20 protein-coding genes, 1 pseudogene and 1 riboswitch are annotated in these 21,373 nt (G+C 70.6%); of the genes and pseudogenes, 11 read left to right on the top strand and 10 right to left on the bottom strand.

Features of this window, described 5'->3' with window-relative positions; translation table 11 throughout:
• Positions 1–759: pseudogene (locus ACIBW9_RS39110) on the top strand (2-oxoglutarate ferredoxin oxidoreductase subunit alpha); the annotation flags it as partial.
• Positions 752–1,831, top strand: coding sequence for a 2-oxoacid:ferredoxin oxidoreductase subunit beta (locus ACIBW9_RS39105; RefSeq protein ID WP_398962560.1), 1,080 nt, complete (start codon positions 752–754; stop codon positions 1,829–1,831). The pseudogene ACIBW9_RS39110 and the gene ACIBW9_RS39105, both read left to right, overlap by 8 nt.
• Positions 1,832–1,889: 58 nt before the next feature.
• On the opposite strand, the gene ACIBW9_RS39100 is transcribed toward ACIBW9_RS39105, so the two are convergent.
• On the bottom strand, positions 1,890–2,300 hold the full coding sequence (locus ACIBW9_RS39100) for a winged helix-turn-helix transcriptional regulator (RefSeq protein ID WP_398962557.1): 411 nt from the start codon (positions 2,298–2,300) through the stop codon (positions 1,890–1,892).
• 94 nt (positions 2,301–2,394) lie between these two features.
• Here ACIBW9_RS39100 and ACIBW9_RS39095 point away from each other — a divergent pair, with 94 nt between their 5' ends.
• The 3 genes from ACIBW9_RS39095 to ACIBW9_RS39085 all read left to right on the top strand — a co-directional run bounded on the left by ACIBW9_RS39095 (position 2,395) and on the right by ACIBW9_RS39085 (position 4,897).
• A complete protein-coding gene (locus ACIBW9_RS39095) occupies positions 2,395–3,249 on the top strand; it encodes an SDR family oxidoreductase (RefSeq protein WP_398962554.1) in 855 nt (284 codons plus the stop codon).
• 128 nt (positions 3,250–3,377) lie between these two features.
• Positions 3,378–4,328 (top strand): EamA family transporter RarD, encoded by a 951-nt coding sequence (gene rarD, locus ACIBW9_RS39090; RefSeq protein ID WP_398962552.1) that lies wholly within the window; start codon positions 3,378–3,380, stop codon positions 4,326–4,328.
• Positions 4,329–4,426: 98 nt separating this feature from the next.
• Positions 4,427–4,897: a VOC family protein gene (locus ACIBW9_RS39085; protein WP_398962549.1), complete on the top strand. Its 471-nt coding sequence runs from the start codon at positions 4,427–4,429 to the stop codon at positions 4,895–4,897.
• 44 nt (positions 4,898–4,941) lie between these two features.
• Here the strand turns inward: ACIBW9_RS39085 and ACIBW9_RS39080 are convergent, their stop codons facing one another.
• Positions 4,942–6,120 carry a tetratricopeptide repeat protein gene (locus ACIBW9_RS39080; RefSeq protein WP_398962546.1) on the bottom strand — a complete coding sequence of 393 codons (1,179 nt, stop codon included), beginning with the start codon at positions 6,118–6,120 and terminating at the stop codon, positions 4,942–4,944.
• Positions 6,121–6,366: 246 nt separating this feature from the next.
• Between ACIBW9_RS39080 and ACIBW9_RS39075 the strand changes: the two genes are divergently transcribed.
• Positions 6,367–6,876, top strand: a complete 510-nt coding sequence (locus tag ACIBW9_RS39075; RefSeq protein WP_398962543.1) for a hypothetical protein — start codon at positions 6,367–6,369, stop codon at positions 6,874–6,876.
• Here the strand turns inward: ACIBW9_RS39075 and ACIBW9_RS39070 are convergent.
• From ACIBW9_RS39070 to ACIBW9_RS39050, 5 genes are all read right to left on the bottom strand, one after another.
• Positions 6,866–7,747, bottom strand: a complete 882-nt coding sequence (locus ACIBW9_RS39070; protein WP_398962541.1) for an ABC transporter permease — start codon at positions 7,745–7,747, stop codon at positions 6,866–6,868. The genes ACIBW9_RS39075 and ACIBW9_RS39070 overlap by 11 nt on opposite strands.
• The gene (locus tag ACIBW9_RS39065) at positions 7,734–8,711 is read right to left on the bottom strand and encodes an ABC transporter ATP-binding protein (RefSeq protein WP_398962538.1); all 978 of its coding nucleotides are present in this window, start codon (positions 8,709–8,711) and stop codon (positions 7,734–7,736) included. The genes ACIBW9_RS39070 and ACIBW9_RS39065 overlap by 14 nt, the downstream gene beginning before the upstream one ends.
• 84 nt (positions 8,712–8,795) lie before the next feature.
• The gene (locus ACIBW9_RS39060; RefSeq protein WP_398962535.1) at positions 8,796–10,034 is read right to left on the bottom strand and encodes an outer membrane lipoprotein carrier protein LolA; all 1,239 of its coding nucleotides are present in this window, start codon (positions 10,032–10,034) and stop codon (positions 8,796–8,798) included.
• A gap of 257 nt (positions 10,035–10,291) precedes the next feature.
• On the bottom strand, positions 10,292–11,245 hold the full coding sequence (locus ACIBW9_RS39055; RefSeq protein WP_398962532.1) for a CHRD domain-containing protein: 954 nt from the start codon (positions 11,243–11,245) through the stop codon (positions 10,292–10,294).
• A 151-nt stretch (positions 11,246–11,396) separates the two neighbouring features.
• Positions 11,397–12,407, bottom strand: a complete 1,011-nt coding sequence (locus tag ACIBW9_RS39050; RefSeq protein ID WP_398962530.1) for a polyprenyl synthetase family protein — start codon at positions 12,405–12,407, stop codon at positions 11,397–11,399.
• A 676-nt stretch (positions 12,408–13,083) separates the two neighbouring features.
• A riboswitch (cyclic di-AMP (ydaO/yuaA leader) is annotated at positions 13,084–13,257 on the top strand.
• Between the two features lie 4 nt (positions 13,258–13,261).
• Here ACIBW9_RS39050 and ACIBW9_RS39045 point away from each other — a divergent pair.
• Complete coding sequence (locus ACIBW9_RS39045; protein ID WP_398962527.1) at positions 13,262–13,744, top strand: transglycosylase SLT domain-containing protein; 483 nt, start codon at positions 13,262–13,264, stop codon at positions 13,742–13,744.
• A 123-nt stretch (positions 13,745–13,867) separates the two neighbouring features.
• Here the strand turns inward: ACIBW9_RS39045 and ACIBW9_RS39040 are convergent, their stop codons facing one another.
• From ACIBW9_RS39040 to ACIBW9_RS39030, 3 genes are all read right to left on the bottom strand, one after another.
• Positions 13,868–14,725 carry an HAD family hydrolase gene (locus ACIBW9_RS39040; RefSeq protein ID WP_398962524.1) on the bottom strand — a complete coding sequence of 286 codons (858 nt, stop codon included), beginning with the start codon at positions 14,723–14,725 and terminating at the stop codon, positions 13,868–13,870.
• Between the two features lie 134 nt (positions 14,726–14,859).
• Positions 14,860–16,062, bottom strand: coding sequence for an FAD-dependent oxidoreductase (locus ACIBW9_RS39035; protein ID WP_398962521.1), 1,203 nt, complete (start codon positions 16,060–16,062; stop codon positions 14,860–14,862).
• A 67-nt stretch (positions 16,063–16,129) separates the two neighbouring features.
• Positions 16,130–17,398 carry an ATP-grasp domain-containing protein gene (locus ACIBW9_RS39030; protein ID WP_398962518.1) on the bottom strand — a complete coding sequence of 423 codons (1,269 nt, stop codon included), beginning with the start codon at positions 17,396–17,398 and terminating at the stop codon, positions 16,130–16,132.
• Between the two features lie 242 nt (positions 17,399–17,640).
• On the opposite strand from ACIBW9_RS39030, the gene fahA reads away from it, so the two are divergent.
• The 4 genes from fahA (at position 17,641) to ACIBW9_RS39010 (ending at position 21,370) form a co-directional block, all read left to right on the top strand.
• Positions 17,641–18,870 carry a fumarylacetoacetase gene (gene fahA / locus ACIBW9_RS39025; RefSeq protein ID WP_398962516.1) on the top strand — a complete coding sequence of 410 codons (1,230 nt, stop codon included), beginning with the start codon at positions 17,641–17,643 and terminating at the stop codon, positions 18,868–18,870.
• Positions 18,871–19,078: 208 nt separating this feature from the next.
• Positions 19,079–20,020, top strand: coding sequence for a M56 family metallopeptidase (locus ACIBW9_RS39020; RefSeq protein WP_398962514.1), 942 nt, complete (start codon positions 19,079–19,081; stop codon positions 20,018–20,020).
• Positions 20,021–20,311: 291 nt separating this feature from the next.
• The gene (locus tag ACIBW9_RS39015; protein WP_398962511.1) at positions 20,312–21,100 is read left to right on the top strand and encodes a GntR family transcriptional regulator; all 789 of its coding nucleotides are present in this window, start codon (positions 20,312–20,314) and stop codon (positions 21,098–21,100) included.
• Positions 21,101–21,142: 42 nt separating this feature from the next.
• A complete protein-coding gene (locus tag ACIBW9_RS39010; protein ID WP_030347217.1) occupies positions 21,143–21,370 on the top strand; it encodes a ferredoxin family protein in 228 nt (75 codons plus the stop codon).
• Positions 21,371–21,373: the final 3 nt, after the last annotated feature.

Raw genomic sequence — 21,373 nt, 5'->3', positions numbered from 1 at the left:
GGCGAAGCGCCGGTGCCGATCGTCGCCCCGTGCACCCCGGCCGACTGCTTCGACGCCGCCATGGAGGCGGCGCGGATCGCGCTGACCTACCGCACGCCGGTGTTCCTGCTCTCCGACGGCTATCTGGCCAACGGCTCGGAGCCCTGGCGCATCCCGGAACTGGACGAACTCCCGGACCTGACCGTGCAGTTCGCGCAGGGCCCGAACCACACCCTGGAGGACGGCACCGAGGTGTTCTGGCCGTACAAGCGCGACCCGCAGACCCTCGCCCGCCCCTGGGCCATCCCCGGCACCCCCGGCCTCGAACACCGCATCGGCGGCATCGAGAAGGAGGACGGGACCGGGAACATCTCGTACGCCCCCGCCAACCACGACTTCATGGTCCGCACCCGGCAGGCCAAGATCGACGGGATCGACGTGCCGGAGCTGGAGGTCGACGACCCGCACGAGGCGCGCACCCTGGTGCTCGGCTGGGGCTCGACCTACGGCCCGATCACCGCGGCGGTTCGCCGGCTGCGCACGGCCGGCGAGTCCATCGCGCAGGCCCATCTGCGGCATCTGAACCCCTTCCCGAGGAATCTCGGCGCGGTCTTGAAGCGTTACGACAAAGTGGTGATTCCCGAGATGAACCTCGGGCAGCTCGCCACCCTGATCCGGGCGAAGTACCTGGTCGACGCCCACTCGTACAACCAGGTGAACGGCATGCCGTTCAAGGCTGAGCAGCTCGCCACGGCTCTCAAGGAGGCCATCGATGGCTGAGACGTCCACGGAAGGCACGGGCACGATCGAGGCGCTCTCGCTCGTTCCCAAGGCCGAGGCCCGCCAGTCCATGAAGGACTTCAAGTCCGATCAGGAGGTGCGCTGGTGCCCCGGCTGCGGTGACTACGCGATCCTGGCGGCCGTCCAGGGCTTCATGCCGGAGCTGGGTCTGGCCAGGGAGAACATCGTCTTCGTCTCGGGCATCGGCTGCTCCTCCCGCTTCCCGTACTACATGAACACCTACGGCATGCACTCCATCCACGGCCGGGCACCCGCCATCGCCACCGGGCTCGCCGCCAGCCGGCGGGACCTGTCCGTGTGGGTGGTCACCGGTGACGGCGACGCCCTGTCCATCGGCGGCAACCACCTCATCCACGCGCTGCGCCGCAACGTCAACCTGAAGATCCTGCTGTTCAACAACCGGATCTACGGCCTGACCAAGGGGCAGTACTCGCCGACCTCCGAGGTCGGCAAGATCACCAAGTCGACGCCGATGGGTTCGCTGGACGCGCCCTTCAACCCGGTGTCGCTGGCGATCGGCGCGGAGGCCTCCTTCGTCGCCCGCACCATCGACTCCGACCGCAAGCACCTGACCGAGGTACTGCGCCAGGCGGCCGCCCATCCGGGCACGGCGCTGATCGAGATCTACCAGAACTGCAACATCTTCAACGACGGCGCCTTCGAGGCCCTGAAGGACAAGCAGCAGGCCGAGGAGGCGGTGATCCGGCTGGAGCACGGACAGCCGATCCGCTTCGGCAGCGGCCTGTCCAAGGGCGTCGTCCGGGACGAGGCCACCGGCGATCTGAAGGTGGTCGACGTGACCGCTGAGAACGAGTCCCGGATTCTGGTCCACGACGCCCACGCCGAGTCCCCGACCACCGCCTTCGCCCTGTCCCGGCTCGCCGACCCGGACACCCTGCACCACACGCCGATCGGTGTGCTGCGGTCGGTGGACCGGCCGGTGTACGACACCCAGATGGCCGACCAACTGGACACGGCGATCGTGCAGAACGGCAAGGGCGACCTGGCCGCACTGCTGGCCGGCGGCGACACCTGGACGGTCGTCGGCTGACCGACCCGCACAAAGGGAGGGCCCGGATGCAGCGGTGCGGCATCCGGGCCCTCCCCGCTCAGCGCTGCCGCTTCGCCGCGTCGTACGCGTCCCGTGCCTGCTGTACGGCGTCCATCCGCCGCTCGGTCCACGCCGCCAGCGCCCGCACCTGCTGCGCCGCCTCCCGCCCCAGGTCGGTCAGGGAGTAGTCGACCCTCGGTGGGATCACCGGCTTGGCGTCGCGGTGCACCAGTCCGTCGCGCTCCAGGGTCTGCAGGGTCTGGGTGAGCATCTTCTCGCTGACGCGACCGATGGCCCGGCGCAGTTCGCTGAAGCGGTAGGGGCGCTCCAGGAGTTCGATCAGGACCAGGACACCCCAGCGGCTGGTGAGGTGTTCCAGGACGAGGCGGTAGGGGCACATCGCCTCGCCGGTGTCGTACCTGGCGGCGGGCGCCGGCTCGACGACGGACTCCGGAGTACTTACTGCCATGCCAGTACCTTACTTCAAAGTGGGTACTTTCCAATAGTTAGCGCCACTCCTAGGGTTAGTAGCACATCCGCACCCCACAAGGAGATCGCTGATCATGAGCATCGTCGTCACCGGAGCCACCGGACACCTCGGCCGTCATGTCGTGGAGCAGCTGCTGGAGAAGGTCCCGGCGGAGCAGATCACCGCCGTCGTACGTGACGAGGCGAAGGGCGCCGACTTCGCCGCGCGCGGCGTGACGCTCGCGATCGCCGACTACAACGCGCCCGAGACCTTCGACAGCCTCTTCTCGGCCGGTGACAAGGTGCTGCTCATCTCCGGCAACGAGTTCGACAAGGGCCGTGTCGGCCAGCACAAGGTGGTCATCGAGGCCGCGAAGGCCGCCGGTGTAGCGCTGCTCGCCTACACCAGCGCCCCCGGCAGCCTGACGGCCGCGCTCGCCGACGACCACCGCGGCACCGAGGAGGCCCTGCTCGCCTCCGGCGTGCCGTTCACGCTGCTGCGCAACGGCTGGTACCACGAGAACTACACCGAGAACCTGGCCCCCGTGCTGGAGCACAACGCCGTTGTCGCCGCCGCCGGCGAGGGCCGTGTCTCCTCCGCCTCGCGCGCCGACTACGCGGCCGCCGCCGTGGCCGTACTGACCGGCGAGGGCCACGAGAACAAGACGTACGAGCTGGGCGGCGACGAGGCGTGGAGCTTCGCCGAGTACGCGGCCGAGCTCAGCAAGCAGACCGGCAAGGAGATCGTCTACAGCCCCGTCTCGGTCGAGGCCTACACCGGGATCCTGACCGGCGCCGGGCTGCCCGGCCCGCTCGCCGCCGTCCTTGCGGGCGTGGACGCCTCCATCGAGAAGGGCGAGCTGGTCGTCTCCACCGGCGACCTGTCCCGCCTGGCCGGCCGTCCGACCACGCCGCTCGCCGACGCGATCGCGGTGGCCGTCAAGGGCTGACGCTCCCGGCGCCCCGGGTGCGACACCCCCGCCTGTCATGACCGTATGGCGATACGGGCATGACAGACGGGGGCGCTCGGCGTTACTTTCTGCCTGGCACGCGTGCGCGACGAGGTGAGGAGGGGCCCGTGACCGGGAAGCCGAGGGGCGAGCGGCACATAGGACTGCTGAACGGCTTCGCCGCCTACGGGATGTGGGGCCTCGTCCCCCTCTTCTGGCCCCTGCTGAAGCCCGCCGGCGCGGTCGAGATCCTCGCCCACCGGATGGCCTGGTCCCTGGTCTTCGTGGGCGCCGCGCTCGTGGTGATGCGGCGCTGGGCCTGGGCGGGCGAGCTGCTGCGGCAGCCGCGCAGGCTGGGGCTGCTCGCGATCGCCGCGGCCGTCATCACCGTGAACTGGGGCGTGTACATCTGGTCCGTGAACAGCGGGCATGTCGTCGAGGCCTCGCTCGGGTACTTCATCAACCCGTTGGTCACCATCGCCATGGGAGTGCTGCTCCTCAAGGAACGGCTGCGGCCCGTGCAGTGGGTGGCGGTCGGGACCGGCTTCGCCGCGGTGGTGGTGCTCACGGTGGGGTACGGGCAGCCGCCGTGGATCTCGCTCACGCTCGCCCTCTCGTTCGCGACGTACGGTCTGGTGAAGAAGAAGGTCGGGCTCGGCGGGATCGAGTCGCTGGCCGCGGAGACCGCGATCCAGTTCCTGCCCGCGGTGGGTTATCTGCTGTGGCTGAGCTCGCGGGGCTCGTCGACGTTCACGACGCACGGGGTGGGGCACGGGGCGTTGCTCGCCGCGACCGGGGTGGTGACGGCGTTGCCGCTGGTGTGTTTCGGGGCGGCGGCGATTCGGGTGCCGTTGTCGACGCTGGGGCTGCTGCAGTATCTGGCGCCGGTGTTTCAGTTTCTGCTCGGGGTGCTGTACTTCCATGAGGCGATGCCGGTGGAGCGGTGGGCCGGGTTCGCGTTGGTGTGGGTCGCCTTGTCTCTGCTGACCTGGGATGCCTGGCGCGGGGCGCGGCGCTTGCGGAGCGAGGTGGGCGTGCCGAGGGTCGAGGCGGCGCCGCCCGCTGCGGTGGACGCCTGACCGGGAGGTCTGCCCCGGACCCCCGTGTCGGTCTGAACGGCCTCGTCCTCAAACGCCGGACGGGCTGAGTGTCGTACCCGACCGCTATAAGTGGTCGCATGACACAGACTTCCGAAACCACCCCCGTTCACTGGAAGCTCGTCATCGACGCGGCCGACCCCCATGCGCAGGCCGACTTCTGGGCCGCCGCGTTGCGGTACGAGGTCGAGGACAACAGTGCGTTCGTGGAGCGACTGCTGGAGCTCGGGGCGCTGCCCGTCGCGGCCACCGTCGAGTTCCATGGGCGGCGCGCCTTCCGGGACCTGATTGCGGTACGGCATCCGGACGATCCGTACGACAAGGAGCGGGGTACGGGGCTCGGGCGGCGGTTGCTGTTCCAGCGGGTGCCCGAGGCGAAGAGCGGCAAGAACCGGCTGCATCTGGATCTGCATCCCGGCGACGGGCGGCGGGACGGCGAGGTCGAGCGGCTGGTGGGGCTGGGGGCGAGCGTGCTGCGGCGGGTGCGGGAGCCCGCCGGGGAGTGGGTGGTGATGGCGGACCCGGAGGGGAACGAGTTCTGCGTGCAGTAGGTCAGGGCGCCGTTCAAGGACGGCCGAGCAGCAGCCCTCGGTCGTCAGCCCGGCGTCTGCCCGGCCGACTTGCGGGCACGTTCCGTGAGCCTGCCCATGCGGGTGCGGGCCGACTCCAGGCGTTCGATGTCGTCGGCCGCCGGGCCGTCCTCGGCCGTGAGCTCGGTCCACAGGCCGATCAGTTCGTGGCCGAGCTCCAGGCCCTGCTGCGGGTCGCGCACGGCACGCCAGGCGGAGGCGGCGCTCTGGATGTTGCCGTAGGCCGCCTCCGCGTCCCCGGTGCGGCGGTGGAGCCGGACCAGGTCGAGCGAGAGCCGGAACGCGCGGATCGGTTCGCCCGCCAAGTAGGCAATGTACGCGGTGAGTTCACGCAGCCGGAGCACTTCGGCGTGCTCCGGCCCGAGTGCCGCGGACGCCTCCTCGACCGTGGTCTCGGCCAGTGCGGCCGCGATCTCTGTCCGCCCCGCCTTCACGGCCTCGTTGATCTGCGCCATCGGCTCCGCGAGGAAGGCGGGAGCGGTCGGCGGTTCGTCACCGAGGACGGCTTCCGCCACGGCGTCGAAGCCGCGGGCGGGGGTGGGCCCGGGGTCGGGGTCGAGGGCCGGGTCCGGGGGGACCAGGAGGAGGGGGGCGGGCGCCGGGCGCTTGGATGCGGGTGCGTCCTCGGGTTCCGGGTGGTGCCGCGGGACCGCGTCCATCGGCGGGGGCGGGCCGAACTCGCCGGTCGGGGCCGCCACCGTGCCCGGGGCCCTGTCCGGTGCCGGCTGCGGCAGCGCACGCAGCACGAACGTCGGGGAGGCCTCCCGCGCGGTTTCCGCGGACGCCCGTAGGACGTGCGTCGGCGTGTCACCCTGGGGCGACGGCTCCGGCTGCCGCGGCGGGGACGGCGGAGCCTGGGCCGCGGGAACAGTCATCCCTACGGGCTCCCCGGTGAAACTGCTGGCCCCGTCCGTGTCCACCTGAAGGTGTACGACACAGCCGATCCGCTCGTCGTGCACGGTGGCGAGGACGCAGCGGCCGGTGGCGAGGGCGATGCGATGGAGATGGTTCAGGACGGCCTGCTGGATCTCCTCGCCGGCGGCCGCGGTGACCGGCACACCGCCGACCCAGGCGCCGATCGCACCTGCTTCGGGGACGCGGACGTCGATGGGAGCCGCCACCAGGGCCGCCGAGCCCTCGGCGCGCTGCTGTTCCCGCTTCTTCTCGCGGCTGAGTCGAGCCATCGGTTCCCTCACTCGGATGCGTCGGGGAGTCTGCGGACAGCGCGTTCGGGTTCCATGGTGCTCCCTCCCGCCGTCGGGTTTCCGCTCCCCCGGCGTCAAGATCCGTTCGTGCACGTACTGTTGAGTCTCGCCGGTCGCTGCCGGTTCTCCGGTCACCGTGGCGTCACAGACTCGTCCCAGGAGCCCGCCCCCCTCGTGTGGCCGGCGTCATGAGCACCGGTGGGTGTACGAGGGAGGAAGGCGGGCATGCGGACGGACGTGCAACAGGGACCTGAGATCTGGATCCGCGGCCCGGTCACCGTACCGGAGCCGGGACCGCAGCGGCCCGCACTGTCCACCGCCACCGCCCGGCGCTACTCCTTCGTGGGCACGCACGGCGGCGCGGGCGTGTCCACCCTCGCCGCCGTCTACGGCGGCCATGACTGCGGCCGCGCCTGGCCCGGCCCCGAGGACCCGCAGTCCGTCCTGCTCGTCGCCCGTACGCATGCGTCGGGGCTGACGGCGGCCCTGCGCACCCTGGAGGTCTTCCGCCTCGGGGAGGCCCCGCCGGGGCTCGACCTCGACGCCGTCGTGCTCGTCGCGGACGCGCCGGGGCGGTTGCCGCGGCCCCTCGACCGGCAGGTCCGGCTGATCGAGTCGCTCGTCGACGTGTACCGGGTGCCCTGGGTGTCCGGCTGGCGCCTCGGCGACCTCGCCGGGTCACCGCCGCGCGGGACGCAGCCGCTGGCCCGCCTTATGGGGGCGGCTAGGCGGTGATGTCCTTCGCCGTGAACCGGGCCCAGGCCGCCGAGCCGAACACGGCCGCGTACAGGGCCTGGATCTCGAGGTTCTTCACCAGGTCGTCCCAGTAGACCGGGTCGCGCATCAGGTCGGCGAAGGACAGCCAGTAGTGGGAGAAGAAGTACGGCTGTATCGCGTGGAGCTGGGGTATCTGGTCGAGGATCTGGACGGTGATCAGCAGTCCGACGGTCGTCGCCATCGCGGCGATGCCGCTTCCGGTCAGGGTGGAGACGAACACGCCGAGTGCCGCGACGCCGATGAGGGACACGGCGACGATCAGAGCGATCAGCAGGGCTCTGCCCAGCCCCTCGGTGAAGCTGATCCGGGTGCCGGAGATGGTCGTCAGTTCGCCGAGCGGGAACAGTATCGCCCCGACGGTGAGCGCCGAGACCGCCACCACGAGCGTGGCGACCAGGCAGAAGGTCATCACCGTCGCGTACTTGGTGAGCAGCAGGCGGGTTCGGCCGGCCGGGGCGACCAGCAGATAGCGCAGGGTGCCCGAGCTCGCCTCGCCGGCGATGGCGTCGCCCGCGATGACGCCGATCGCCATCGGCAGGAAGAACGGGAGCGTCGCGGCCAGCGCGGTGAACACCAGGAACAGGCCGTTGTTGGTGATCTGCGAGATGAAGGCGGGACCGCCGCCGCGACCTGGGCCTTCCGGCGAACCACCGCTGGTCTCGATCTTGACTGCGATGCCGACCAGGACCGGGATGGCCGCGAGCACGGCGAGGAGCGCGAGGGTCCGCCAGCGGCGGAACGTGGTGACCAGTTCACTGCGGAAGAGCCCGAAGGTCCACAGGGGACTCGGCTGACGCACCTCGGTCACGACCGCTTCAGCCTGCGACATCGAAGCCCTCCCCCGTCAGTGCCACGAACGCGTCCTCCAGGGAGGCCCGTTCCACGCCGAAGCCGCGGACCCGGACGCCGGCTGTGACCAGCGCGGCGTTCACCTCGGCGAGGTCGCGGTCCGGGGGCTCGGCGGTCACTCGGTCGTCGGTGACGACGACGTCGGCGGCGCCTTGCTCCTTCAGCACCCGGGCCGCGTCCCCGGGGTCGGGCGTGGTGACGACCAGCCGGCCGCGCACCCCCGCGGCCAGGTCGGCCACGGCGCCCTGGGTGATCAGTCGGCCCTGCGCCATCACCGCGGCATGGGTGCAGACCTGCTCGATCTCGTCGAGGAGGTGGGAGGAGAGGAAGACCGTCGTGCCGTCGGAGGCCAACTCCCTGACCAGCGACCGGATTTCACGCATGCCCTGCGGGTCGAGCCCGTTGGTCGGCTCGTCGAGCACGAGCAGTCTGCGGGGCTGCAGCAGCGCCGCCGCGAGGCCGAGCCGCTGCTTCATGCCCAGCGAGTAGGCCTTCGCCTTCTTGCCGGCCGCCGCGGTCAGGCCCACCCGGTCCAGCGCGGCCGCGACACGGGCACGGCGGGTGCGCGGATCGGCGGTCGGGTCGGCGGCGTCGTACCGCAGCAGGTTGTCGCGGCCGGAGAGGAAGCCGTACAGGGCGGGGCCCTCGATGAGGGCGCCGACGTGCGGGAGCACGGTGCGCGAGGCGCGCGGCATGGGCCGCCCCAGCACGCGCGCCGTGCCCGATGTGGGTTCGATCAGCCCCATCAGCATGCGGATGGTGGTGGTCTTGCCCGAGCCGTTCGGACCGAGGAAGCCGAAGACGCTGCCCGCCGGGACGGTCAGATCCAGACCGTCGACGGCGAGTTGCCCGCCGCGGTAGCGCTTGGTGAGCCCATGGGTGGCGATGACACTGTCACCCGGCGGCTCACTCCGCTCCGGCTCCGTGGCGGACTCCTCGTCCATCGGCTTCCTCGATTCGTACGGGTACGACCTCATGCGGCGACTACGTACAGTGATTACGTACGGGCGCCGCGCAAGGTTCCCGGGCTAGCCCGCGTTCGCCGCCCTGACCAATGCGTCCTTGCTCACCGCACCGACGTAGACCTTGCCCTTGTCGGTGATCAGGGCGTTGATCAGGCGGGTCTTGAAGACCGTGCCCGAGCCGAACTTGCCGGAGACCTTGTCGCCGAGCGAGTCCAGGAAGCCGCCGAACTGGCCGCCGGCCTCGGAGCCGGACGGGATGCCCTTGCCGCCGGTGTCGAAGGTGGCGATGGAGTTCCAGCCCTTGCCGATGACGTTCAGCCCGTCGGCCCCCTTGCCGAGGTCCTGGCCGGGCTTGCCGTGGGGCGTGCCGGGCTTGTGGTCGGCCTTCGGGCCGCCCTCGAAGTGGCCCTTCGCGTGGTCGCCCGGCTTGTCCTCGGTGACCTTCGCGCCCTTGGGCGGGGTGAAGTCGAAGGTCGAGGCGCTCGGCTTGGCGAAGCTGACCTGGGTGAAGCCGGCGTCGATCACGGCGGCCCCGCCGCTCGCCGGGGTCAGGGTGAACTTCAGGGGCAGGCCGGTCTTCGAGTCCACGGCCACGGTGATCTGACCGACCGTCGTACCGGACTGCTTGGGCTTGATGACCAGCCGGTATGCGTCACGGCCCGCGACCTGGGCGGTCCCCTCCACGGTCACCGAGGTGGTGGAGTCGACCGACTTCAGGGCGTCCTTGGTGAGGTCCTCGGGCGTGGCCGGGACGTCCTGCTTCTGCTGCTTCTCCGCGCCGGCGGGGGCGGTCGAGTGGTAGACCTCGTTCGACTGGCTGTCGTAGCCCCAGACGTCCTTGCCGTTGTGGATGATGCTGTATTCGGCCGCGTTCTCCAGCAGCGACAGCTTCTGCCTGTCCTGGCCGTCGGCCGCGACGCGCAGGGTGTGCGTGCCGGCGGCGAGCTCCGTGAGCTTGGAGGTCGGGTCGGCGGACGAGCCGTCGCCCGACTTGCCGGCGCCGGACGTCAGGCTGCTCTCCAGACCGCCGAGGTTCGGCAGCCCCAGATCCGTGGTGATCTTCACCGTGCCGGACAGCTGCTGTACGTCCGACTTGGCGATCTTGTCGATGAGTTGCTGTGCGCTGATCTTCGGCAGATCGGGGTCGCCGGAGTCGGCGAGCGCCGGGACCAGGCCGATGGTCGCCGCCGCCACCCCCACCACCGCGACCGGGACGACGTACCGCGCGGCCTTGCGGCGACCCGCACGCAGGTCGTCGGCCTCCTCGGCGCTCGTGCTGTCGTCGGTTTCGTACGGTGCCATGTGTGCGCTACCTCCGTCGTCGGCGGCGGCTTGTCCAACTCCTGTGTTTCCGTTGTCCACCCCGAGCCGCCATTCTCACCCGAATCGGTGATCAGTGGTGATTTCCGTGGTTTCCATCTCACCAAATCGGCCAGGGGGAAGCGTCAGCCCCGGGGGCCAACTCCGTGTACACCTGGGGTATGACGCGAGCGGGCGACGCCTGCCCCGACCCGTAGGGGTCGCAGGGGAGGACGCCGCACGCCCGAGGTGAGCTCCCGTCAGCTCTGCAGGAAGACGTAGTCCGCCCGGTACGGGACTCCCACGATCGCGCCGGGCGTGCAGGAGCCGGCCGGGGCCACTCCGCCCACGGTGTTGAGCCGCAGGATCTCGGCGGTGTTCGCGAGCAGACCGTGGTGCTTGCCGGACCGGGTGGCCTTGAGGTCGAGCTCGGGGATGTTGCCGTCGCCGTTCGGCGTCTTGGACAGGACCGCCCCGGTCACCGCACTTCCGTCCGGTGCGACCCACTGCGGCATACCGGAGTCGGGCGCGACGAAGGAGTGCCGGATGCCGCCGCCGAGCAGGGCGCCGACGTCCCGCTGGGCGAAGGCGTAGCCACCGCCGGCGGCGGGCTTGCACTCGTAGATCTGCTTGCCCTTGATCACGGACGCCTGGAAGTTGTGCAGGGCGTCACGGAAGTCGAAGGCGGCGACGGCGACCTTGTGGAGCTGGCCGCGGACGGCGCCGCCGGGGAACTCGGTGGTGTGCAGGTTGGCGTAGAACGAACCCGGGTCGGACTTGAGGGCGGCGAGCAGGCCGGCGTCCTTGACCTCGACCGTGCCGGTGACGCTGTGCCGCTTGCCGTTCTTCAGCAGGTCGGTGAAGTCGACCTTGACGCCGCCGTTGGTGCCCTTGGCGCCCTGGTGGATGTGGAGCATGGTCGGTTTGCCGGTGCCGCGCCAGGTCACGGCGACGGACACCTTGTCGTCCTGCACCTTGATGAACTCGAGAGCGGCCCCGTCCTGGTCGCCGACTGCCGGACCGCCCGCCACGGGCACCTCGTTGGCCCCGCGCAGACTGGCGGCCAGAAGGGTTCCCCCGTTGTCGTCGGACGCGGCCCCTGCGGTGGCATGGGCAGGGATCACCGCGACGGCGATCCCCCCGGCGGCGACCACCGCGACAGCGGTGGCCATCAGGCTCTTACGGCGCTTCGAGAACGTCGCGTTCATGCCCATGATTCTGTTTTCTCCCCGTAGACCGGCCGACACCCCCTGCGTCGGCCTCTGGCTGTGTCTACGGAAGTGATCTCATTCTGGACTCAGTCCAGATGTGTGACGCGTATCACACCATGTGGAACGCAGGACGGAGTCCGACCCGGCCGACAGCTCAGCCGGCCCGATGCACCACGGCGTCGCACATCTCCATCAGCGCGAGCTTTGCATCGCACTCCGGCAGCGGAGCCAGCGCCGCTCGCGCCTCCTCCGCGTAGCGCACCGTGTCCCGACGTGCCTGCTCGAGCGCCGGGTGCGCCCGCAGCCCGGCGAGCGCCTCGGCGTGCCGGGCGTCGTCGCTCAGATCGGAGTCCAGCAGCTCGCACAGGGCGATGTCCTCGGCAAGCCCGAGCCGGGCCGCCCGCTCCCGCAGCCGCAGCACCGGAAGCGTGGGGACTCCCTCGCGGAGGTCGGTGCCCGGGGTCTTGCCGGACTCGCGCGACTCGGAGGCGATGTCCAGTACGTCGTCCGCCAGCTGGAAGGCGACCCCGAGCCGCTCCCCGTACTGCGTGAGCACGTCCACGACGGTCTCGTCGGCGCCCGACATCATCGCCCCGAAGCGGCACGACACGGCCACCAGCGAGCCCGTCTTGCCGCCGAGCACGTCCAGGTAGTGGTCGACCGGGTCCCGTCCGTCCTGCGGCCCCGCCGTCTCCAGGATCTGCCCGGTGACCAAGCGCTCGAACGCCTCGGCCTGCACCCGGACCGCCTCGGGTCCGAGGTCGGCGAGGATGTGCGAGGCGCGCGCGAACAGGAAGTCGCCGGTGAGGACCGCCACCGAGTTGCCCCAGCGGGTGTTGGCGCTGTCGACGCCGCGCCGCACGGCGGCCTCGTCCATCACGTCGTCGTGGTACAGCGTCGCCAGATGGGTCAGCTCCACCACCACGGCCGACGGCACGACCCCCGGCGCATACGGGTCGCCGAACTGGGCGGCGAGCATCACGAGCAGCGGGCGGAACCGCTTCCCGCCCGCCCGCACCAGATGCTGGGCGGCCTCCGTGATGAAGGGCACCTCACTCTTGGTGGCTTCGAGCAAACCTTCCTCGACGGCCGCCAATCCGGCCTGGACATCGGCTTCCAGAGCCTGGTCCCGCACGCTCAGCCCGAACGGCCCGACGACGGTCACGAGGGGTCTCCTGTCTGCTGGTGTCTACTGGCGGTTACACGGTTTGTCGATAGGTCGCTGACATCACTCAAGTCAGCGTATCCGGTCACCTTTCGATCACCGATGCCGCCCACCCGTCCAGCCCGGGCGGTATCGGATCACGACCGGTATGTTTTTGATCAAGAGATAAGAACGGATATCTATCGACTTGTCTATCGGGGTGTCGGCCGGCGCGCCTCTCGGCGTGTACCCCGGCGCGTCCGTACGAGTCGGAACGCCCGATCGCCCCTCCCTCACGAAACGACTCACGAGGACCTCCGGATCCCGGTGCGGGGCGCTCGACGGGCGACCGTCATGACAACGACGCGCACCACACGCCAGGTTCCGCTTTCGCCCCCCAATGAGGCGATGGGCGGCTGGTTGACCACGAGTTGGGGCCATTGCCCCATTTGCCGTTCTTGCGGATGCCGGTGACTTGACTCACACGGCAGTGCCGGCCGACGAGCGCCGCGCTCACTCCGGTTCCCCTCCTTCGTACGCGAGTTGAAGCTTGGCAACCGCAAAGGATCAAGTCCCCCATAAGCCTCAGACCAAGGTCAACAGGTGTGATCTGTGAAGCTGACACTTGTTCCCGCCATGTGCTCTCGCATACGTTCCCGGCCTGTCGGGTGGACGCCGAATCCTGCCGCCACCCGGGCACGACCATCGACCGACTCACTCGCACGGCAGGAGCGGGGGAACCAGGTAGGCCGCCGGACCGGGCATCGTCCCGGGCCGGCTAGGGGTGAAGTCGCGTTGCCGTACGGCTGCGCGGCCGGGCATCTCCCCGCCCGAACCCGACAGCTCACCTCGCAGGCGACGGAGAGGATCCCGCCATGCCTGCAACAGGTCAGCACCGCCGCCCCAGAAGCAACCGCCTCGCCCGCAAGCTCGCCGTCACCGGTACGGGCGCCGCCGTTCTCGCCCTCCCGCTCATCGGGGCCAACAGCGCGTCCGCGGCCACCCCGACCGTCGCCAACGTGAAGTCGATGGGCTACGCCGACAACCTCGACGGCTGGATCCGGGGCGCCCTCCAGGTCATGAAGCAGAACGGGATTCCCGGGACGTACAACGGCATCTACCGCAACATCATCCGCGAGTCCTCGGGCGACCCGGCCGCCATCAACAACTGGGACTCGAACGCGCTCGCAGGCACCCCGTCCAAGGGACTGCTGCAGGTCATCGACCCGACGTTCCTCGCCTACCACGTGCCCGGCACGGCGATGAACCCCTTCGACCCGATCGCGAACATCACGGCCGCCTGCAACTACGCCGCCGCGCGGTACGGGTCGATCGACAACGTCTTCGGTGCCTACTGAGCCCTCCGTCGGAGGTGCCGCGATGGGCCGTTCGTTGTCTGCTGCGCCGTCGTGGCTGGTCGCGCCGTTCCCCGCGCCCCTGAAGGGGCGCTGCCGGACCGTGGCGGACTTCGCCGAGGCCGCTCAGAGCTCCTCCAGCTCCCCGAGTTCACGGAGCACATCGAGCTCCCCGAACTCGAAGAACAGTCGCTCGAGGACGACGGCGATGCCGTCGTCCTCGTTCGACAGGGTGATCTCGTCGGCCACCGCCTTGAGTTCGGGGTGGGCGTTGGCCATGGCGACGCCGTGGGCGGCCCAGTCGAACATGGGGATGTCATTGGGCATGTCGCCGAAGGCGATGGTCTGCTCAGGACCGAGTCCCAGGTGCGCGGCGGCCAGTGCGAGGCCCGTCGCCTTGGTGATGCCGCATGGCTGGAGTTCGACGGTCCCCGGCCCCGACATGGTGACGGTGGCCAGCGAACCCACCACCGAGCGTGCCGTCGCCGCCAACTCGTCGTCGGACAGGGCGGGATGACGCAGCAGCACCTTGCTGATGGGTTCGCACCACAGGTCCTCGCGTCGGTCGACCCGGACCGCCGGCAGCGTCGGATGCGGCATCAGATAGCCCGGTTCGATGAGCGTGAGTCCCTCCACACCGTCCTGGTCGACAGCCGCGTACACCTGGCCCACCTCTGCCTCGATCTTGCCGAGGGCGGTCTCGGCCAACTCCCGGTCCAGGGTGACGGACCACAGCAGACGGTCCGCGCCCACGTCGTACACCTGCGCGCCCTGCCCGCACACCGCGAGCCCCCCGCTGCCCAGTTGCTCGAAGAGCGGCCGCACCCTGGGGGCCGGCCGGCCCGTCACGACCAGGTGCCGGGCACCGGCCCCGGCGACCCGTGCGAGAGCGGCGAGGGACCGGTCGGACAGCGTGTCGTCGCCTCGGAGCAGCGTGCCGTCCAGGTCGGTGGCGATGAGTGCATATGCGGTGGGTGCGGCCATGATCAGAGAATACGGACAGGACGCCCCACCTACTCATCGCGAACCGGAGGACGGCTGATTGCCCCGCCGTCCCCCGCTCAACTCCCCTATCCTTGTTGGCTCTTCCTCGTCAGGCAGGGGCCCGCGGCCGCTGCCTAACCGTGCACTGCCGCCAGGTGTTTGGCCAGCCTCGGAGAGGCGAACTCGGTGCCGCACACGAAGCGCATCACCGGGCCGTACGACGCCGCGGCCGGCAGGCCGGTGAAGTACAGGCCGGGGACCGAGGAGACGTATCCCGCACCCAGTTTGGGCGTGCCGCGGCTCACCGCGAGACGGGTGCGCAGTTCGTGGCCGAGGAAGTCCATGGCCGCGATGTCCACCCGGTATCCGGTGGCCGCGATGACATGGTCCGCGGACATGTCCAGGATGCGGCCCGCGTGGGTGCGGACCGTCAGCTTGGGGCTGCCGTCGGCCGCGTCCGCCCGCACGATCCGGTCGACCTCGCTGACCTGCACCTTCCCCTCGAAGCGGTCGCGCAGCCACCACGCGCCGAGCGGACCGAGGACGCGCCGCACCAGGTAGTGGCGGGCCTCCGCCGGCAGATAGCGGTACGGGTGCGGGTAGTAGCTGAGGGCCCACAGGGACCAGGCGCGGCCGAAGGGCGACTCGGGGCGCAGCCTCGGCTGCTTCCACGGTGGTGCGCCGAAGGCGACCCTGCCACGACCGCGGGAGACCACCCGCACCTGTGCGCCCGCCTCAGCGGCCAGTGCCGCCGTCTCCAGCGCGGACTGCCCTGCGCCGATCACGATCAGTTCCTTGCCGGCGTAGCGCGTGAGGTCGTGCTGCTGGGAGCTGTGGGAGACCGGGCCCGTGGGGGTGGGTCCGTCCGCCGCGGCGGTGGCCAGTTCGGCCGGCAGGTGGGCGAGGCCGGACAGACCGGTCGCCACGACGACCGCGCGGGCGGTGAACAACTCACCGGAGTCCAGCTTCAGTTCGAAGCCACCACCCTTGCGCCGGTCCACCGACACCACCCGCACCCGCTCCAGTTCGGGCACCAGCTTCTGCTGGAACCACTCGCCGTAGGCGATGAAGGTCTCGACGGGGATGATGTCCTCGTCCGTCACCAGCCGCCTGATGCCGGCGGCATCGCAGTAGTCGGCGAGTGTGTGGCCCTGCTGCGGCGCGTCCAGACTGGAGGCGACAGGGGTCGACTTGAGGAGCATTCCGACGGGCATGTGGTCGCGCCAGCTGACCATGGGCTCGCCGAAGACGCGGACCGGCAGTCCGCGGGCTCGGAGATGGGCGGCGGTCGACAGGCCGAAGGGCCCGGCGCCGATGACTGCAACCGGTTGAATCACGAAGTCCCTCCCCAGGACGCTCACTTCGTCACTTCGTGTGATTCGTCTCGGGCCGCTGACCGGTCGGCTAGCCGCCCGAACTGGTGGTGCTGCCACGGCGGTTGGTCCGCCACAGCTGGTACAGGTGCTTCGCGCCCGGCCGCACGAAGCGCGCGAGCATCGTCAGGAACGGCAGCGGGTCGTCACCCGCGAGCCAGGCCAGCTCCGTCCCGCTCGCGCGCGCCGGGGCGTGCGGCGTCGTATAGCCGCTGCGGCGGTAGGCGAGCAGGGCGGGCAGGTCGATGTTCTCCACGATGTACCGGTGGCCGGCCCGCTGTTCCCCCTCCGGGACGGAGCGGCCGGTCAGGTCCAGATGCATGGCGCGGACGACGTCCACCCCCGACTCGTTCTCGAAGAGCCGGAACTGGGCGCCCATGCGGGGGTTGAAGTCGAGGAGTTTGTACTGTCCGTCGCGCCGGTCGAAGCGCAGGTCGAGGTCGATGATGCCGGTGAAGCCGATCTGTTTGATGAAACGCGCGGCGATGTCCGCGAGTTCCGGGTTGTCGACCACGTACGCGTTCGCCGTCATGCCCGCGTGCGGCGGCCAGGAGCGCACCTTCACGCCCGTGAACATCGCGAGCGGCGTCGAGTCCCGGTCGAAGTAGGCGTGCACGATCCAGTCCTCGGCGTCCTCCCTCGGCAGGTACTCCTGGAGGATCACCCCGGGGCACTCGCCCCAGTCCCGGGCGAGGCGGAGCAGGCCCTCGGGGGTGGCGATCCGCGTGGTGCCGTTCACCGCCGGCCGTTTGCGCCGTACGAACGCCTCACGGTTCTTGGCGACCACCGGGAAGCGGGCCTTCTCGGCGAACGTGACGATGTCGTCGTACGACTGCGGGAAGGCGGCCGTGGGGCTCGGGATGCCGTGTTCCACGCACAGTTCGTGCAGGCCCTGCTTGCTCGCGAGACGGCGGGGCAGGGCGGGCTCGACCCGCGGGAACAGGAAACGGCCGGCGAGCGCGTCCTGGTTCTCTGCGATCAGGACGGCTGCCTCCTCGTCGGTGGGGACCAGGACGGTGGGGCGGCCGATGCGGCGCCCGATGCGCAGCAGGCCCTCCACCAGACGGGCGGGGTCCTCCGTGCCGGTGGTCGGCCAGACGAAGGCTTTCCGGAGGTAGCGGGAGCAGGCGGCGGGCGTGTAACGGTCCTCGGCGATCGCATACATCGGCACGCCGAGACGGCCCAGGCTGCGGATCGCACCGACACCGCCGTGGTGCAGCGGGTAGTCGCCGAACTTGACGATCAGGCCCGGCACTTCACGGTCGGCCGCGAACGGCACACTGCGCGTGCTGCTGGCCACGGGTCCCCCCACGCGTCCCCCCTACGGACCGGACCCACCCCGTCCGTGTCCCCCAAAGGACGCTAAGCCGGAATTGCCACATCCGACAAGCCCAATTCGGACATTGCAAACTCTTTAGACACTGCCCAAGACCGGTCACGCGGCCGTAACGTGTGGCGCGGCCACCCAGCGGCCGTATAACGGTTCGCGCAGGTGGCACACGACAGACGGTCCGCGACACAGTGAGAGTGAGGCAGCACCCCATGCCCCCCTTCGATGTCCCCGAGGGCGATCCCTTCGGTCCGCACAACCTTCCGTACGGCGTCTTCTCCCCCGCCGGCTCGACGGAGCGGACCGTCGGCGTCCGGCTCGGCGACCAGGTCCTCGACGCGGGCGCGGCGGCGCGCGCGCTCGGCTCGCCGTACGCCTCCCTGCTCGCGCAGCCCTCGCTGAACCCGCTGCTCGCCGCGGGCCGCACCACCTGGTCGGACGTACGGCGCGCCCTGACGGCGTGGGTGACGGTCCCGGCGCACCAGGAGGCGGTCGAAGCGTTCCTGCACCCCCTGGCGTCGGTGACGCTCCACCTCCCCTTCGAGGTCGCGGACTACGTCGACTTCTACGCCTCGGAGAACCACGCCCGGAATGTCGGCCAGATCTTCCGCCCGGACGCCGCCGACTCGCTGACGCCGAACTGGAAGCACCTCCCGATCGGTTACCACGGGCGGTCCGGCACGGTCGTGGTGTCGGGCACGGACGTCGTACGGCCGGCCGGGCAGCGCAAGGCCCCGACCGACGCGGCGCCCGTCTTCGGGCCGTCCGTCCGCCTCGACATCGAGGCCGAGGTCGGATTCGTGGTGGGCGTGCCCTCGAAGCGCGGGCGGCCGGTGGCGCTCGGCGACTTCCGGGAGCACGTCTTCGGTCTGTGCCTGCTCAACGACTGGTCCGCGCGCGACATCCAGGCCTGGGAGTACGTCCCCCTCGGCCCGTTCCTCGGCAAGTCCTTCGCCACGTCGGTGTCGGCGTGGATCACCCCGCTGGACGCCCTGGAGGACGCGCGGGTGGCGCCGCCGGAGCGGACCCACGAGCTGCTGCCGTATCTGGACGACGCAGCCGACTCGGGCCACGAGCCCGGCGGGTACGACCTGCGGATCTCCGTCGCGATCAACGGCTCCGTCGTCTCCGAGCCGCCGTTCTCCACCATGTACTGGACGGCCGCGCAGCAGCTGGCCCATATGACGGTGAACGGCGCCTCCCTGCGGACCGGCGACCTCTACGGGTCGGGCACGGTGAGCGGCCCGGAGCCCGCGCAGCGCGGCTCGCTGCTGGAGCTGACCTGGAACGGGCGCGATCCGCTGGAACTTCCCGAGGGCAAGCGGACGTTCCTGGAGGACGGGGACGTGGTGACCTTGTCGGCGTGGGCGCCCGGACCGGGCGGGACCCGCGTGGGCCTCGGCGACGTGGGCGGACGGATCGTGGCAAGCGAGACGGAGTGAGCGGGTGCGGGCCGTGACGGCGGCGGTACGGGTCGTGCGGGCGGTCGTACGAGACGTGCGACAAGTACGAGGTGTGTCGTACGGGATGGCTGTCGTCCCCTGACTCCTGCGCCGTTCGCCGTCATACTGGCGGCGGGCGCCTTGTGCGCCGAGCCGCACCACCGAACCGCCCCGCCCCTTCCTCCGACCAGGATCCGGAGACCGTGGCATGACCGTCTGTCTGCTCCTGCTGAGCGTCGTCGCCCTGATGGCCGCCGTGCCGGTGCCGCGTGCGCTGGTGCGGTCGGCGTGGCCCGAGCGAGAGCCCGTGGTCGCGCTGTGGGTGTGGCAGTGCCTGGTCGCCACGGTCCTGCTGTGCTGTCTGACGGCGCTCGTGCTGGGCACGGCCGCCGTCTTCCACACCTTCCGCGACCACGTCTTCGCGCCGGCGCCGCCGGCCGTGACCGCGGCGTACGACCTGACCGCCGCGCCCGCCTGGTCCGCGGCCCTCACCCTGCTGCTGGCCTGCGGCGCCGCCTGGACGACGGCGATGCTCGCCCGCGAACTCGTCGAGGCGCGCCGCCGCCGCGGGCAGACCCGGGCGCATCTGCGCGAACGCGCCCCCGAGTTGCCCGCCGGACTGGGGGCGGCGGCGCGCGGCCCGCTGCTGGTGCTGGAGGACGAGTACCCGGACGCCTGGTGGATGCCCGGCCACCCGCCCCAGCTGGTCGTCACCACGGGTGCCCTGCACCGGCTCACCGACCACCAGCTCGACGCGGTCCTGACACATGAACGCGATCATGCGCGGGCGCACCACGACTGGCTGCTGCATCTGTCCAGCGCGCTGGCCACCGGCTTTCCCCGCATCCCACTGTTCGCCCACTTCTGCGAGCAGACCCACCGGCTGGTGGAGCTGGCGGCGGACGACACGGCGTCCCGCCGGTGCGGCCATCTGACCACCGCGCTCGCCCTGATCGAGCTGAACCAGCACCGCGGTGTGCTGTCCTGCGCCTCCAGCCACCGCCTCCTCGGCGAACGTGTCGACCGCCTCCTGGAGCCGCCGCCGCGGCTGGGGCGCAGGCACCGGGCGCTGACGACGACGGTGGCGGCGCTGGTGCCGTTGCTGCCGCTGCTGATCGCGTTCGCGCCGGGGTTGACGGCACTGGGGTGACCCTGACCCTGGGGGCTGCTTTCTTTGGGACGGGCACTTCGGCCTGAACGGCCTCGTCCTCAAACGCCGGACGGGCTGAGATTGGCTGAGCTGGTCTCGTCCGTGCACGCCGGACCGGCTGGAAGGGGCTGGGCCAGCCTCGTACCTGCACGCCCGACAGACTCGGGCGCCCTGGCAGATCTTGCTCCGGAGCAGACGTATCAGCAGGTCAGCGGGCCATCTGACGCCCCGGCAAGTGGCGCAACACTGCCGCAACACTCCATTCCCTACCCGCTCGCTATGGTTCGAGGCATGCCTCCCGCCGACCGCATCCGAGACCACGCCGGACAGGGCGCGACCACCGTCGCCGCCCACCGCGCGCGGCGTCGGCTGCGTGCCGACCAGGCCAGGCAGCTCGCCGACCTGCTCCGCCACCAGCTCCTGGCCGGCGGTTTCCCGGACGGCACACTCCCGCACGAGACGACCCTCGCCTCGGAGTACCGCGCCACCCGCAACACCGTCCGCCAGGCCCTGGACCTGCTCAGGGCCGAAGGCCTCGTGGAACGGCTCCCCGGAGTGGGCACCGTGGTCGTCGCCGAGAAGTATCCGCACGGCCTCGACCATCTGATGGGCCTCGCGGAGACCCTCCATGAACACGGCCGCGTCACCAACGAGGTCCGCACCATGGGCCCCGCCCCCGCACCCGCCCCGGTCGCCGAACGCCTCCGCGTCCCCGCCGGCGACGACGTCCTCTACATCGAACGCCTGCGCCGGCTCAACGGCCTCCCCCTCTCCCTCGACCTCACCTACATCCCGCTCGACATCGGCACCGCCCTGCTCGGCGCCGACCTGGAGAACACCGACGTCTTCCGCCTCCTGGAGACGATCACCGGCCAGCGCCTCGGGCACGCCGAGATCACCCTGGAGGCGGTCAACGCGGACACCCACTCCGCCGCCGTACTCGAAGCCCCGCGCGGCGCGGCCGTCCTCATGCTGGAACGGCTCACGCACCTCGCCGACGGCCGCCCGGTCGACCTGGAGTTCATCCGCTTCCGCGGCGACCGCATCACCATGAGCGGTCTGCTGCACCGCTCCCTCTGACCTCTCCCCGACCCCTTTCAGACCCGTTTCCTGGAGACAGCCATGCCTTTGGCGCCCCAGCGGGCCGACGTGCCCGTGACCATCGACGAGTCGAAGTGCATCGACGGCTGCACCCTGTGCGTCGACATGTGCCCGCTGGACTCCCTCGCCATCGACGAGAGCAGCGGCAAGGCCTATATGCACGTCGACGAGTGCTGGTACTGCGGCCCGTGCGCGGCCCGCTGTCCCACCGGAGCCGTGACGGTCAACATGCCCTATCTGCTCCGGTGAAAG

This window comes from Streptomyces sp. NPDC049541 (assembly GCF_044465725.1).
In the GTDB taxonomy this organism is placed as follows: Bacteria; Actinomycetota; Actinomycetes; order Streptomycetales; family Streptomycetaceae; genus Streptomyces.
Note: the sequence above shows the minus strand (reverse complement) of the source record. Positions and strands in the feature narration are given on the sequence as shown.

Bases quoted from the DNA above. Each gene is read 5' to 3' on its own strand.
- ACIBW9_RS39105 (WP_398962560.1), top strand. From the start codon at position 752: ATGGCTGAGACGTCCACGGAAGGCACGGGCACGATCGAGGCGCTCTCG.
- ACIBW9_RS39100 (WP_398962557.1), bottom strand. From the start codon at position 2,300: ATGGCAGTAAGTACTCCGGAGTCCGTCGTCGAGCCGGCGCCCGCCGCC.
- ACIBW9_RS39095 (WP_398962554.1), top strand. From the start codon at position 2,395: ATGAGCATCGTCGTCACCGGAGCCACCGGACACCTCGGCCGTCATGTC.
- ACIBW9_RS39085 (WP_398962549.1), top strand. From the start codon at position 4,427: ATGACACAGACTTCCGAAACCACCCCCGTTCACTGGAAGCTCGTCATC.
- ACIBW9_RS39080 (WP_398962546.1), bottom strand. From the start codon at position 6,120: ATGGCTCGACTCAGCCGCGAGAAGAAGCGGGAACAGCAGCGCGCCGAG.
- ACIBW9_RS39075 (WP_398962543.1), top strand. From the start codon at position 6,367: ATGCGGACGGACGTGCAACAGGGACCTGAGATCTGGATCCGCGGCCCG.
- ACIBW9_RS39070 (WP_398962541.1), bottom strand. From the start codon at position 7,747: ATGTCGCAGGCTGAAGCGGTCGTGACCGAGGTGCGTCAGCCGAGTCCC.
- ACIBW9_RS39065 (WP_398962538.1), bottom strand. From the start codon at position 8,711: ATGGACGAGGAGTCCGCCACGGAGCCGGAGCGGAGTGAGCCGCCGGGT.
- ACIBW9_RS39060 (WP_398962535.1), bottom strand. From the start codon at position 10,034: ATGGCACCGTACGAAACCGACGACAGCACGAGCGCCGAGGAGGCCGAC.
- ACIBW9_RS39055 (WP_398962532.1), bottom strand. From the start codon at position 11,245: ATGGGCATGAACGCGACGTTCTCGAAGCGCCGTAAGAGCCTGATGGCC.
- ACIBW9_RS39045 (WP_398962527.1), top strand. From the start codon at position 13,262: ATGCCTGCAACAGGTCAGCACCGCCGCCCCAGAAGCAACCGCCTCGCC.
- ACIBW9_RS39040 (WP_398962524.1), bottom strand. From the start codon at position 14,725: ATGGCCGCACCCACCGCATATGCACTCATCGCCACCGACCTGGACGGC.
- fahA (WP_398962516.1), top strand. From the start codon at position 17,641: ATGCCCCCCTTCGATGTCCCCGAGGGCGATCCCTTCGGTCCGCACAAC.
- ACIBW9_RS39020 (WP_398962514.1), top strand. From the start codon at position 19,079: ATGACCGTCTGTCTGCTCCTGCTGAGCGTCGTCGCCCTGATGGCCGCC.
- ACIBW9_RS39015 (WP_398962511.1), top strand. From the start codon at position 20,312: ATGCCTCCCGCCGACCGCATCCGAGACCACGCCGGACAGGGCGCGACC.
- ACIBW9_RS39010 (WP_030347217.1), top strand. From the start codon at position 21,143: ATGCCTTTGGCGCCCCAGCGGGCCGACGTGCCCGTGACCATCGACGAG.